The sequence below is a fragment of the Oribacterium sp. KHPX15 genome (assembly GCF_900107835.1).
Lineage (GTDB): Bacteria > Bacillota > Clostridia > Lachnospirales > Lachnospiraceae > Oribacterium.
In genome coordinates, this window is sequence record NZ_FNRG01000046.1 from 1 (window position 1) to 13,439 (window position 13,439).

At 39.1% G+C, this 13,439-nt stretch carries 11 protein-coding genes and 1 pseudogene; 1 reads left to right on the forward strand and 11 read right to left on the reverse strand.

Annotation, left to right across the window (positions count from 1 at the left end; genetic code table 11):
- The 11 genes and pseudogenes from BLV86_RS16095 to BLV86_RS17660 form a co-directional block, all read right to left on the reverse strand.
- Positions 1-588 (reverse strand): annotated as a pseudogene (locus BLV86_RS16095) (hypothetical protein); the annotation flags it as partial.
- 204 nt (positions 589-792) lie between these two features.
- Entirely contained in the window at positions 793-1,386 is a 594-nt protein-coding gene (locus tag BLV86_RS16100; RefSeq protein ID WP_090819567.1) for a hypothetical protein, read from the reverse strand.
- Positions 1,387-1,629, reverse strand: coding sequence for a hypothetical protein (locus BLV86_RS16105; RefSeq protein WP_090819570.1), 243 nt, complete (start codon positions 1,627-1,629; stop codon positions 1,387-1,389).
- A 514-nt stretch (positions 1,630-2,143) separates the two neighbouring features.
- A complete protein-coding gene (locus BLV86_RS16110) occupies positions 2,144-2,563 on the reverse strand; it encodes a hypothetical protein (protein ID WP_090819573.1) in 420 nt (139 codons plus the stop codon).
- Positions 2,564-2,716: 153 nt separating this feature from the next.
- Positions 2,717-4,861, reverse strand: a complete 2,145-nt coding sequence (locus tag BLV86_RS16115; RefSeq protein ID WP_090819576.1) for a PcfJ domain-containing protein — start codon at positions 4,859-4,861, stop codon at positions 2,717-2,719.
- 206 nt (positions 4,862-5,067) lie between these two features.
- Positions 5,068-6,639 carry a hypothetical protein gene (locus tag BLV86_RS16120; protein ID WP_090819579.1) on the reverse strand — a complete coding sequence of 524 codons (1,572 nt, stop codon included), beginning with the start codon at positions 6,637-6,639 and terminating at the stop codon, positions 5,068-5,070.
- Between the two features lie 135 nt (positions 6,640-6,774).
- Positions 6,775-7,875: a hypothetical protein gene (locus BLV86_RS16125; RefSeq protein ID WP_090819581.1), complete on the reverse strand. Its 1,101-nt coding sequence runs from the start codon at positions 7,873-7,875 to the stop codon at positions 6,775-6,777.
- A 96-nt stretch (positions 7,876-7,971) separates the two neighbouring features.
- Positions 7,972-9,084: a phage tail tip lysozyme gene (locus tag BLV86_RS18400; RefSeq protein WP_090819584.1), complete on the reverse strand. Its 1,113-nt coding sequence runs from the start codon at positions 9,082-9,084 to the stop codon at positions 7,972-7,974.
- 321 nt (positions 9,085-9,405) lie between these two features.
- Entirely contained in the window at positions 9,406-10,260 is an 855-nt protein-coding gene (locus BLV86_RS16135; protein ID WP_090819587.1) for a class B sortase, read from the reverse strand.
- Positions 10,261-10,371: 111 nt separating this feature from the next.
- Entirely contained in the window at positions 10,372-11,250 is an 879-nt protein-coding gene (locus BLV86_RS16140; protein ID WP_090819590.1) for a single-stranded DNA-binding protein, read from the reverse strand.
- 201 nt (positions 11,251-11,451) lie between these two features.
- Positions 11,452-11,655: a hypothetical protein gene (locus BLV86_RS17660; protein ID WP_139297953.1), complete on the reverse strand. Its 204-nt coding sequence runs from the start codon at positions 11,653-11,655 to the stop codon at positions 11,452-11,454.
- Positions 11,656-11,916: 261 nt separating this feature from the next.
- Between BLV86_RS17660 and BLV86_RS16150 the strand changes: the two genes are divergently transcribed.
- Positions 11,917-13,439, forward strand: a 1,523-nt coding sequence (locus BLV86_RS16150; protein WP_207647485.1) for a tetratricopeptide repeat protein, incomplete at its 3' end; no start/stop codon positions are given.

Here is a 13,439-nt window from a genome sequence, read left to right on the forward strand (position 1 = left end):
ATTTATTTCATCGGTTTGAAATCTGTCCTTTATCTGCAACCCAAACATTATCCTACCAAGTTTAAACCGCACTTTATTATCTTTTATAGAGACAGGTATTCCACGATTTATCTGCTTTGCTCTGATGCAGGGCAGTTCCCCAAATTTGGAAAAATGAAGTATCTCTCCGTTACCATAAAGACATTTTTCCATACCATGCCATATATCCTCGGCTTTAGTGAGAGCGAATACAGCATCTATGCCGTATTTCTTTCCGATAGGTATCATGGAAGTCCTGCAAAAATCCCAGGTTACATTATAGGCCTTCTGCATATCGTTAAGCTGTTTAGCCAGAGATTTACGATGTTCCTTATTCTCGGTATTTCCGTATAGATTGAGAAGTTTACGATATTTCTTTGTGCGCATGAGCTGGTCATGATTCTTTCTCATAAGGCCAACAAGTTCGTTACCGGCTTTGCGGAGCTTATCAGAAAGAGCCACAACCTTTTGTACATCAGAATAAGGCATATCAGTCTCTGCAACTAAAATATGTCTGTCAGAAAGTTTATGATATTGTTTCAGAAGCTTATTATATTCTTGATCTGTCATGATTCTTCTGTTACCTGTTGTTTAATGGTTGGATACATGCAGTTTTTTTATTATGTAAGACTCGGATCACTCCTGTATATATACTAGCACATTACGTGCCATATTCAAAGTGACACTTCAAAAATATACACTTCTAAAAGTGACGCCATTCATCCCACGACCAAAAGGTCATGGGTTTTCTGGCTGATTACTTATAACATCCCCTTATTTCTCTACCATTCGTATTTCTTCTGCTAAATTCATCAACAGATTTCTTAATAATTCGGTCCTTATGATAGGTCTGCCAAAAAAATGCTCATTTCGAAATGCAGCTACAAATTCACAATAATAGGCAAACACATTCCCATCACATTTATTTTCTATGTCCTTGAAATCCTCATTAGTCATAAGATCTTCTATTTTTTCATTTGTTTTAGTCCAATAATCAATATAAGCTTTATGCTTTTTTACTTTATACTTATAATTTTCTCGCTCTATGTCAGACCGAATTTGATCATTCATTCTATCTTCCAAAATTTTACTTCGAGTATCAGCGTTAGTTAAACTTCCTAATAAGCCATCTTCATCATCAAGATAATCTGATTGGGTACATATAACATCTATGCTGGGTAAAGAACCCAACAACAGATTATAGTATATATTTTTGTTTTTTACTTCCGTTTTCTGCCGTGTCGTTTTGATTATCGTTATAATCAAGATTGTCAAAGAGAAACTTCTGAAAAAATTCATCCACCCATCAGGTGTTATCTGTATCAAAAAATCATATAAGTAACTCACTATTTCACCCACTCCAGTCAATCAATATCCTCGAAAAAAGAATCTCTGTAGAACTTTGAGCCCACTGTTTAACCCAATTATATAGTAAGCTGCCGTATATCCGAGGCATTTTGTATAGCCTGTCTTAAAACCCTGCACCGCACTTCCGGGGGTGATGTCATAACCATACTGAAAATGGTCTTCAAGATAATCATGGATGAATACGGCTTTTTCAGAGTCCCCCATGCCCTGTGTCATGGTTTTTACATAATTTATATGCATCATCAGAAGGTCGAGGTCCTCTTCTCTCTCACTATAGTATTCTTCGTTTTAAATATTATCATTACTTAGGTACATAGTAAATTCGAAGGGCTAACCGCCTAGCTTTCGGGCTAAGCGGTTTTCTCTTTTTTGATCAACTTACCTTTTAAGCACATTTTCAAAGAAATCAGGATACGTGTCTACGGCATCTCTCAGTTCCTCAAGCGTGTTTATCGCCCTCGTACCTGTGTGCAGTGATTCTTTCCCGTCCGGATCAAAGATAAGCATACTTGATTTGCCATAAATCACACCGCTATAACCGTTCGGAGACTTGTATTCAATAGTCTATCCATTTCATAAAATAATGAACCGCCATGCCTAAATAAAAATATGGCAATCAACACCACCACAAGGCACATGATGATGCTGCAGATAAACGATGATATGCCACGTACACAGTCCACTACACTTTGATCCATATCAGCCGGTCTTATCGTGTGCTTGGTGTCTCTTTGTTGTTCTTCATAAAATAAATTCTTTAGCATTTTGATATGTTGGCTTCAGCCTGACTTTTCTCAGGATATCCGGACATAAGCCCTATGAATCTTGTGATATACACGCAGGTCTTCTTTCCGTCTTTCCTTTTCGATAATTCAAGGCTTGTGTTCTCTTTGATACATCTTTCCATTACCTTTATCCCGCTTGTTGCCTTTATCACATACGGGTCCCCATCGGGTCTAAAGTCCGGTCTGTCCATTGTTGCCACAAGCCTTTGTACCGTATAGTATTTGAAATGTGTCTCATTACCGGATTCATCTTCTATATATTTCTCCAACTCAGTTTCCGGCACCTTATAATACTTTGATGCTATAGAAACAGCTTCACTTAAATCTTTCCCGTCCTGTCTCAGCTTCTTCACGAACATGACGGCCTTATAATACTCTTTTGGGATATACATCTTTTCCTCCGTCTTTTCTCTAATATAATTATGGGCGGAGATTTTGGTGGATTAGTAAAAAGATGATAGAAAAGAAGTTTTCTTTTGGCTTTTCGTAAAAAAAACAGCCAATCGGAATGACTGGCTGTATTGAATGATTATCTGCACCTTATATCACGCTATCGCGTCATACTTGAGCGCCTTCTTTTTTGCGTATTCCGTAAGGAGATTTATCACATCCTCTTTTGCGGAACAGTTGCATTTGCCCCTTACCTGCACGATGGTATTATTACGTACTTCGACAGTGTAATAAGGCTTGTCCGGCTCTTCGGAACGACGGACGAATAGAATAACCGCCTTGCTATCGGCCATATTTTCTATATAGCCCATTCCCCTTTGACCTACACAGATGTTTTGAATCTCTCCTTCCGATACTATGTCGTAAGCAATCTTAGGAGCCGTGACAAAGAGTTCACTATTGTCCATACTGAAATCGTACTTCTTATGTATGCTTGGAAGTTTTTTATCCAGTTTGAAAAATACAGGCAATCTGTCTACCTGAGTCGCATCGAGGATCTTACTGTATGTGGACTGTTGCCATTCCTCATCAGAAAGTCCAATGCTCCTATATGTTTCCTGGATCTTCTTCGCAAGACGTTTCCTGGCCTCTTCCTTCTTTTTTATCTTATTGAGGTCCATGATTTCATCATGCGACTTTTTAAGATATTTGGGGAAAACCAATATATTACTCTTTTTATTCCATTCACCATAAGTGTCCCTCATTTTGATGTAGTCACACCACATAGTCAGAACAGAAGACGGTGTGTTAAATATAGTGTCTTCCTGAGCCCTTATGTACTTCATTGCTTTATGATAGGTTGTGTACTGAAGGATGCTCCTTATGTTCTCAAATTCATGAGGTTTAAATAATAAGCTAAGCTCTTGTTTTTCAGCATCTTTAAGCTTAGGAAATTCACGATACACCAGGATTCCTCTGTCGGTTATTGTGTCACGCCTTTCATATATTCTTCTATATGTCTGACGATCAACGCCAAATACCTCGGGAAGAGTCTTTCCGTGTATGTTGCATATGGATTCACTTAAACCGTACCCTTCATAAATATTCTCTTTAAGCATACGGAATCCGGATTTCTCTATCCATTCAAAGTAAGTTTCCATTGCATGGCTTTCAAGGTAATCACTAATGCATCGTATATCACGATCCTGCTTATTTATTTCAGGGTGCTTTAATTCAAGGAATTCCTTAAAGCCTATATGCTGCAGGAAAGGTGTGCTGTCTATCAAGGAGTTAAGCCCCTTGGTATATATTCCGCCTTTAGATGAAAACTTTCCGAAGTTACAACCGATATTAATTATACGGTTTCCGCCATACCCACGAATGGTTTTACAGTATTCCCATTTACCCCATTCCCATTTATAGGCGCGTACCTTTTTCTCCTTCACAAACTCACGCACTCTTTCCGTGAGATAATATTTAGGAGAAATGGACTCGCCATCTATGGTCATTTCAATCCGGAAAAATCTGATCAAAGTATAGCCTAGACTTGCTTTTTCAAGTTTCATTGCACAGCGTGTATCTTTTATCTCTTTATGGTTCCTCAGCCTCGAAACGAATGTTACTTCCTTTTTACAAGAAGGGCACTTGCCTTCACTGAGGTGCTTAATCTTTCCCTTCAGGGACACGTTTTGCTTGCATCTTGTGCAATAACCTTCTTCTCCTTTATAGAAAATTCGATTACCCATATTAAAGGGAAGGTTTTTACAAAATCTAATAAAGTCTTTTCCTATGGGTTTTACCGGGGTATTGAGGGTTTTACCCTCATCCTGCTTTCTGTCGTACGCCCTGTTGTAATCTTGATATGCCTGTTGCCATGCTATATTATCAACCAGCCTATCATATTCCTTTCCGGCATCCTTATCCGTCATTACGATTTTGCCAATACTGCTATAAGCATCTCCTTTTCTTATGACATTACTTGCATGGTCACAAGACGTAGTCCTCGTCTGATATTTTCCGTCGCTGTTCATAGTGACAAAAAGCTCGTTTTTTGTATCAACTGCTGTTAAACCGGAAAATACAGCGACATGGTTCTGCTTTTCGTTTGCCACCCAGACTTCCTGTATCAACACATCTCCATCTTTCTTATAGTATTTGAAGATGTATGATTGGTGTCCATTCGCTGCTTTCCTTGAAAGCTCATCAGTGTCAGTACATAGATACTGATACCCTTTCAACAATTTCTTAAGTTCCTTTGTCCGTTCTTTTCTGAACTCTTCTGTTAATTCCAACTCAGCCATAAAAGGCTCCTTTCCTGTGCACCTGCACAACTTTCGTATGCCACTTTGGGCTTTTCGTCTTCTTCTTTCTCAAGAATGACTTTTGCTTTTTACATTTAAATTATGGGAGGGGATATTTCCGATAGACTTAGTCAGAACATCTAGAATGAGCACAAAAAACAGCCTGCAACCGAAGTTGCAGACTTTTTATAAAAATGTACTTTGGGTTAGGTTAACATACTCATAAAATTCATCTGAGCATAACCGTTCCCGTTTATCTTGTAGGGATCATCCATACCCCAGATTTCAGAAGGTGTTAGGGGGATATCAGTGCTTTCCGGTTTTTCCTCCGTAACCGTAGTTTCGGTCTTAACCTCCGCCTTTTCTGTTAAAGTTGTTGCTGGTTTTACAGCGGGTTTGGATAACTTAGCCTTAGACTTCTTTACAGTCTTATTCTTCTCGGCCTTCTTTTTTCTTTCCTCCGCCTCTTTTGCTTTCTTCTCTTTCTTACTCTTTATCTTATTATAAAGAGCCTCACCTTCGTGATCATAAAAATCGAAGATCCAGCCTGCAACATCTGCATCAGGAACATGATAACCTATGCCTCTTGAGGCTCCGTAGGTATTATCCAAGAACTCACCCATATTCACGGTGAATCGTGATAAGTCTCCGGATGATGATTTTACACCCTTCTTTTTATTCTTCTCTGCTTCAGCTGCTTCCTTTGTTACGATATTTCCATCATCTGTTGGCGTAAGCTGTCCAAGTGCTCTCATCATAAGAAACTTGTTTAGTAAATCTAAATTAAGTCTCTTATCAAGAACTTTGCTTTCAAATGAAGGGTCTACTGCAACTCTCTGGTCTATGCAGCTCATATACCACATAAAGCTACCTAGAAAGTTCATTTCGCTCATAGAGGGATTATCTTCGTCCTTGCAATGGGCTTTCTTGATCTTATCAAGCTCCCACTGAAGTTTTTCTCTGTAATCAGAGAAGTCAGGAATAACCTCTGTCTCCTTCTTAACCGGAGTTTCTGTTTGGGCTTCCAGTTCCGATTCCTCGTCGCACACTTCCTCAACCTTTTTCATTGGTGCTTCTGCAATGAGACGGTTAATCTTGCCGGCAGCCTTTTCGGCATCCTCTTCTGAATCGAAACTGATATAATCATCAGAATCAACCTTTCCGTTACACAAATATATGTCCGCTAAAAGATCCACCTTTGAAAGACTCGCCTTTTCTGCAATATCCTTAATTGTTTCTCTGTCGGCGGTTGTCGTAAAAGTGTAGGACATAAAGTCAGGAGACATAATTACACTTACCTTTACATCAGGTTTTGTGGGTACTGTGTCTACAACAGTTTCGGTCACATTTGTTTCCGTCACAGGCTCCGGAATCACTTCAGTTTCTATCACGGGTTCTTTTTCCTGTTCCGTTTCTTCAGCTTCCGGTACATCATCTTCCGGATGTTCGCTGAGAACCGGATCATCAGGAGTTATTTCCTCGACTTCCTTAACTTCTACTCCGTCAAAAATCGACAGTGCAAGTTCTGCGCTTATTTCAAGGTCGAAGAAGAAATGACCTTCGGCATCAAAGTGTGCCCCCATACTATCCATATGAGATCTTATGCTTTCTTTTCTGATGCCTGTGTGCGCGCTTAATTCTGCGCTAGTCTCAGGCTCGTTTGTAGTTGTAAGAGTATATCCCTTACCTGTTTCTAGGATATGAACGTTATTTACCATAGTGGTCTCTCCTTCTGCGGTGTTACCGCTCTCGTATGCCCCGTCGGGCTTGTCAGTCATTTTTTCTCTAAATGACTTATGCTTTTTTCAAATAAATTATGGAAGGGGATGTTTCTAATAACGTTGATATGAATTAAAAATTGGCATACAAAAAGCGGTCATTTTGTGATATGACCGCTTTATAATATGCACTTATTATTTCTTTAGTTTCAATACAACCGCAACGCTTGCAATCAATATTGCTACCACAGCACCGGCAATAGCAATGATACGTCCGATGTCTACACTGGTAGTATCTTCTACAGGCTTTAGCTCTGCAATCGTCTCTGTTTCTTCTGTCTCTGCTTCTGTTGTTTCTGTAGTTTCTATAGTTTCATTCAGTGATTCCTGAATTGCCTGAGCATGGGATTCGATAAGGGCATCTCTTTCGTTCTTGATCATTGGCTGGAAAAGCATATATGAATCAAACGGGAAGACATCTCCTCTCTGAATCATCATGATTTCAAGATCGTCAAGAAGTGTTGTGTTATTTTCCACAATCTCGTAGTAATTTCCGAAAGTGCCTCTATTATATTTATGAGACCAAGTACATCTGATTTCATTGTTCCACGAAGCTTTCTCGTCTAAGTCGAACTTTGGAGATCCGAGCTCATAGTAAGAACCTACGGGAAGGAGTACGTCTGCAGCGAAATTATAGTCTCGCTTTAGGTCTATGTCATAGACCGTTTTTCCGTCTGTAATCTGATATGTTACATGAGTGATAGCTGCCTCGTAGCTTACTAGCTTTACACGGAATGTGCCGTAGGTTTTTCCGTCGGAGAGATCTATTACTTCTGGTTCAACGTCAAGGGGGCCTATGCTCTCATCTACTTCATGATTATCTTCTTCTCCAGCTTCTATATCTTTTCCTAAGGATTTAACCTTGATCTTTACATTCTGACACTTTGATGTATCTAATATCTTAGGAGATACTTCGTATGTGTATTCATCGTTTATATCTTCATTTGAAAACACCGTTACATCATAAACACCGGCTGATATAGGGTATGTTCTGGTGTAACCGTTGTTCGGTAAATCCTCACGATACTTTAGATCGAAATCTATGCCATTTATCATGACATCAATCTTCATGTTGTAATACTCTGGTACATCTGCCGTGATCACAACATCAACTGCATTTTCAGGCAGAAAGTCTGAGTTCAGATTATCTACCCTTTCAGTTTCTGCAAATGATGCGAATACAGCCATTGTCATAATGGCTGTTGCAAAGAATATTGTCTTAAATAAGTTTTTCATATATTTCTCCCATATTACTTTTATTGTTCATACGATAATTATGCGTGCAAATATTTAATATAGCACATGATATAAAGGGTATCCTAGCATGGCAATTTAATTAAATATCCTATATCCAACTACAAAGTGATTTCTCCACCAATCACTAAGATTTCTGTGAACCACTTTTCCATTAGATGATGAAGCATCCATAATGGTTCCGTCTCCTACAATAATTACGATATGTCCACTAATAAGCATGACATCACCGGCTCTAAGTTCATCGTAAGAAGTAACCTGAGGGAACGGCTTATCTGATATCCAGTTAGCTGTGGTTCTGTACGGAACGTTTACACCAGCCTGATTTAAACACCACCAGACATAGCCTGAGCAGTCAAATGAGTTAGGACCTTTTGCTCCCCATACATAAGGGCAGCCAAGCTTTGACGATGCTATTGAAAGGAATTCCTTAGCCTGTTCCGACGCTTCAACGCTTATATTGCCAATTTCCAGGTAATTATAAATCTCTTTTGCATAATCTTTTCTTTGGCCAAGATCTTGATAGTATTTACCGTCTTTGGCTTTATTTTTATTTTCAGCTTTACCACCCGTACATCCCTCAACCACAACACAGAATGCTTCGCATGCCATTTCAACATCAGTTACAGTCTGCATATTCGAGCTATTATAGCGGCTCAGATACTTATCTAAGGTAGCACCATAATTTCCTGTTGCAGGTGCAGTACCCTGAAGCTCTGCTTTCAGGAATTTTACCTGGCCTTCGACTGTATCATAATCCGGTATAGTTTCAAGGGCTGTTCTTCGTTCTTTTCCCCATTGAACAAGACCATAGTATGTTTTTGAATCTGACAGGGCTGAGGGTTTGAAGTTAGACTCTTGACGGAGATTTCCAAGTATTCCTGCAAGCATGGCATTAGAAAGGTTAAGGTCCTGTAATCCCGATACTATCTTTCTCATATTTTCCATCTCTTCTGTTGATAATCCGGGAATATCCATTACGGATAAGGTAGAGCTTGATGTTACATTCAGTTCATTCGGATCAAAATATTGCGGTGAATACTTAACTGACTCCTGATTGATTGACATATTTATCCTTGAGCCGTAAATGGCTGACGGAGCCACCTTATTATCTTTATCCGATGCGTATGCGCTAAAGGGGGACATAACGACGGTTAAAAATGCTATTATACCCGACAATATTCTTCTCATTAAGTCACAATTCCTTTCACTGTTTTCCTTGAGAGCGTATTTAGTTGTTCAAGTAAGGTAATATATCGCAGTAAAAATCGTTGCTAATACTAAGAACCGTATAACTGATTCTTTTAAATGACTTATTTTGTTTTTGGTAAACAGTGTTCCCGATGCTACATAAACTATCCCCATTAGGAAAAGTACCGGTATGTAAATAATAAGTGGCAATCTGATCATGGTAACTCCTTTCCACAAAACAATTATGCGGACAGTTCTTTCTGTATCAGTATTTTTGGAGAATTATCTTAAAAAAAAATAAGTGAGCATATTTCAGCCCACCTATTTTATTGAAATTGCAATGACGTAGCGTCGTCCGATGTCATTTGATGTATCATCGTCGCACGCTACTAATGTGATTGAATCTTCCGTATCGATCTCTGTTCCTGTCTTGTCTGACAGAAACTTCGATAAAGCTTCGGGAGTTTCAGGATGAAGATTGTAATAATCATCATCTGCCTCAGACTGATAATATGAGACGATAGTGAAGTATTTCACCGCCTCATCTGTTACAAGAACGAGGTTTTGGTGATTTTCCAGATAGTCGGGATCTTCATAAAATCTGAGTCCCCCGAACATCCAGTTTTCTTTTTGATTCCTCTGGACACTCATGTTGTGTCCCGCAATGACATGATTGCCTTTACTGTCAAAATCAAAAATATAGTTGCCCTTATCATCGATTGCACCGTCACCAAAGATACACCCCGGATAACTTTCCGGTTCACCTTTGCCATTATGGTGCAGGTAGTAATCAAGAGCCTCCTGATCATTACCCTTACGTTGATAGACAGGGTACTGAAGAACTACTCCTTCATCCCTTATCGCTGAACCGCAGAGCTCTTCCTTCTTGATATCAGAGTCAAGGATCATGATGTACCCTTGGACGTCTCCATTATCCTTCTGGAGTCTCCTAACCCCTTCCACCATAGCCCTTTCGTCATTAGAAAGAGTAATGGCTTCTGTTTCCTCTGCATCATCCACCGTTGATTCCGGTAGAGTTTCCGCTTCGGTAAACATCTCGGCTTTAAGTTCCTTATAAGACTCTGCCGCCTGTTCCTTATCTCTTGAGCGTTTCACGGACATTGTCACGAAAACCGCTGCAAGTATAACAAGGACAAAAGTCATTGTTTTTTTCATTTCTACCTCCTCTAATGACTTATCTAATAATCTACAAACAGATTATGGAAGGGGATAACTCGGATAACAAAAAAATCTGCCGGTTTTACAGCAGATTTTATAATTTATTTTTTATGAGAAGATCTCGTCCTTTACTTCGTCGGCTTCCTGCGCTGATTTCTTAGTCTGGAACTCTTCTGCTTCTTCCTCTGTTCTGCAGCCAAAACCGTACTCAGTTGAATAAGGAATTACTTCTGTCACAGTCCTTAATATGTTGTGAATGGTATGACAGTACGGGCACTCAAGCTGTTTTGCGTATTCTCTTACCTGTATTGCTCCATCGACAAAAACATGACCGTCTTTTTTTATGTAGCGGTAATCCATATCTGCGATCTTACCGTATGACTTCATAATAAGGAAATCATGACGGTTCGAATCATCATCCTCCTTTATTCTATACTTACGAGGTACATCAAGGACATAATTGGTGATCCGCTGTCCATGGTCTGTAGTATAGATCTCCGGCTCGTTGCTGGCTTTTCCGATTATGGTGACTCTGTTTGAAATCTCCGAACGCTCACGCATATTCTTGGTGCCTTCCGATGGATCAAGTCCCTTTGAAAGAACCTCTGTGAATACAGGGTTTACATATGAAAGGGTTTCATTAAAGGAAATAACAGAATGCTTTCCTTCTTCATCCTCACAGGCTTCATTCTTACATAAGCAATGCTTTGTATAGTCGTGGGAAGCAAGTGTTCCTCTAATGAGTACCATATCTCCCTTTTCCCATTTAGCCATCTGCTTCATGATTTTTGCGTTTTGTGAAAGGACGATGGGGTTATCCATTTTGATCCTGTGGTCCTTGGCACCATAATCCCTGATACCACGGATGACCGCTACGGTACAGATTACCTGTATCCTCTTTGCATCTGGCTGTCCGGGCTTATCAGTATATATTTTTGGTGCACTCGACACTTGGCCGTACATTGTGACCTCATTGTGACGTGCCATGTTAATACCTTCTTTCTCCAAATTAGTCTAATATCTCGTTTACTATCTAATTATGTACGGAGTTTTTGTCGTATTAGTTTTTTTGGGGAAAATTTTTTAGAAAAAAAGAACCGGCGAACCGGTTCTTGAATAAGAATATTGAAAAAATTCGAGGAAAAACCTATAGACTATGAAGATCCGCAGCTATATATCACAATGTTTTTATCTATTAGATATCCCCGTTATATATGAAACAAAGCAGGCAAAATCACCTATACCTTTTCTTTCGTTGCCTAATTTTGCCCTCCATGAAGCATCACGGCCTTCCTGTTCTACTATTCTTGCAAGAGTATTTAGGGAAGTTATCACTACAGTATGAGCCTGTGTACGCCCATCGTCAGCAGCCATCTTTTCTTCTTTACTCATGGTTTCCCACTGATTTCTTATATAAGTATATCTTGCTGCTCGATTGATAAAATTATTCCAGAATTCATCCTTATCTTCTAATGAACATAAAGTAATGCTTTCTACCAATTCCTTATATATTTGCATATCCTGTCAGGATATATTTTTTATCAAATTTCTATTATTTGCTGTAGACCAGCCGATATTACTAGCAGTAGTTTTTTCAGGGCATATTCATAGTTTCATGTAATCAATCATTCATAACTATAAAAGGAGACTAAAATGACAGCAAAAGAGCAGAAACTATATAGCTTTTACAGCCAATGCATTGCTAAAGGCTATACTGATATGGCTGATGATACACAGTCATTAAAAGCAAAAGTCATTGCCTCTGATCTAGATTTGAAATATGGAAAAATAGCGGTTTTATATGTAGAGGCAAAAAAAGTTTTTGAGTTAGAAGAAGCACGAAGAAAGGTCGAAGCAGAGCAAGCAGCCCAAGAAGCAATAAGAACAAGTGTCTTGGGAGAACTGGTTCTGACACTGAGAGAAGACCCGAATAACAATCGTGGCCGCATTGATGTATACAGGCGTCCAGATGGATCTGTTTATTGTACCCACAACAGAGAAGAAACAAAATTTGAAGGCACACCGGATATTCAAGTAAATAAAGGTGGAGTCCTATCATATACATATCATCCCTCAAGGACTATATTTACTGGAGCCTCTTCCGGTGGCATTTCCATGGGTGGCTTTCATCAGACAAAGGCGTATACCACTGAGAAGGTATCCGACACAGGAAAGGGAGATATTTACGCAAAATCCGGGGATATGAATATATGGGTGAAATATATAGATTTTTCTGATGCTACAGACCACGCTTTTCGAAGGGATGAAACATACAAGAGCTTAAGTCAGGGAAAAAGAATCATCTGTTTTAACTCAAGTAATGCAAGTTTTTCAAGAGATATGATAGGAATGGCAATGAAGAGCGGTGCTGGATATCAAGATGTCCTGTCGAAAGCATCCCTGGCTAATGACATGATGAAATTGTCCATGGGTGAGATACAGAGGATCGCTGCATTTTTGAATGAGGTAATTTCAGGTAATTATCCAGAGACAGATGAGGAGTATTATACAAAGGCAGTTCGACTTTCTGACAGCACAAAATCAGATGATCTGATGAAAGCAGCACAGATATTCAGAAAGATAATCGATTATAAGGATTCTTCCTCAAGAGTGGATAGTATACAAAAAAAATACGAAGAAGTACTGCAAGAGGAAAAGGAAAACCGGATTTTACAGAAAGAAAGAGTTGATAGAAAACGAAAAAAGGCACTGAGTATTATAGCGGTTCTAGCTATTATTGGTTTGGTTACAGCCCTTGTTGTTACGAAGGTTATTATACCGAATGAACATTACAAGAATGCAGTTGCTCTAAAGAATGCAGGTAATTATGAGGAAGCCATTAATGCGTTCAGTGTACTGAACCATTATAAAGACAGTGAAGAACAAATAAAAGAATGTAAGTATTATTATGCAATCTCTTTAAAGGATTCTGGATCTTTTGAGGAAGCTATTACCGCCTTTAAACAGTTGAATGGATATAATGATAGTGCAGAGCAGATCAGCTCCTGTGAGATTTGCATAAAAGACAAAAACTACAAAGCAGCCGTCGCTCTAAAGGATGCAGGAAGCTATGCTGAAGCTATTACTGCTTTTGAACAGTTGAATGGATATAGGGATAGTGTCGAGCAAATCAACTCTTGTAAGATTTGCATACAAGACGAAAACTACAAAAAAGC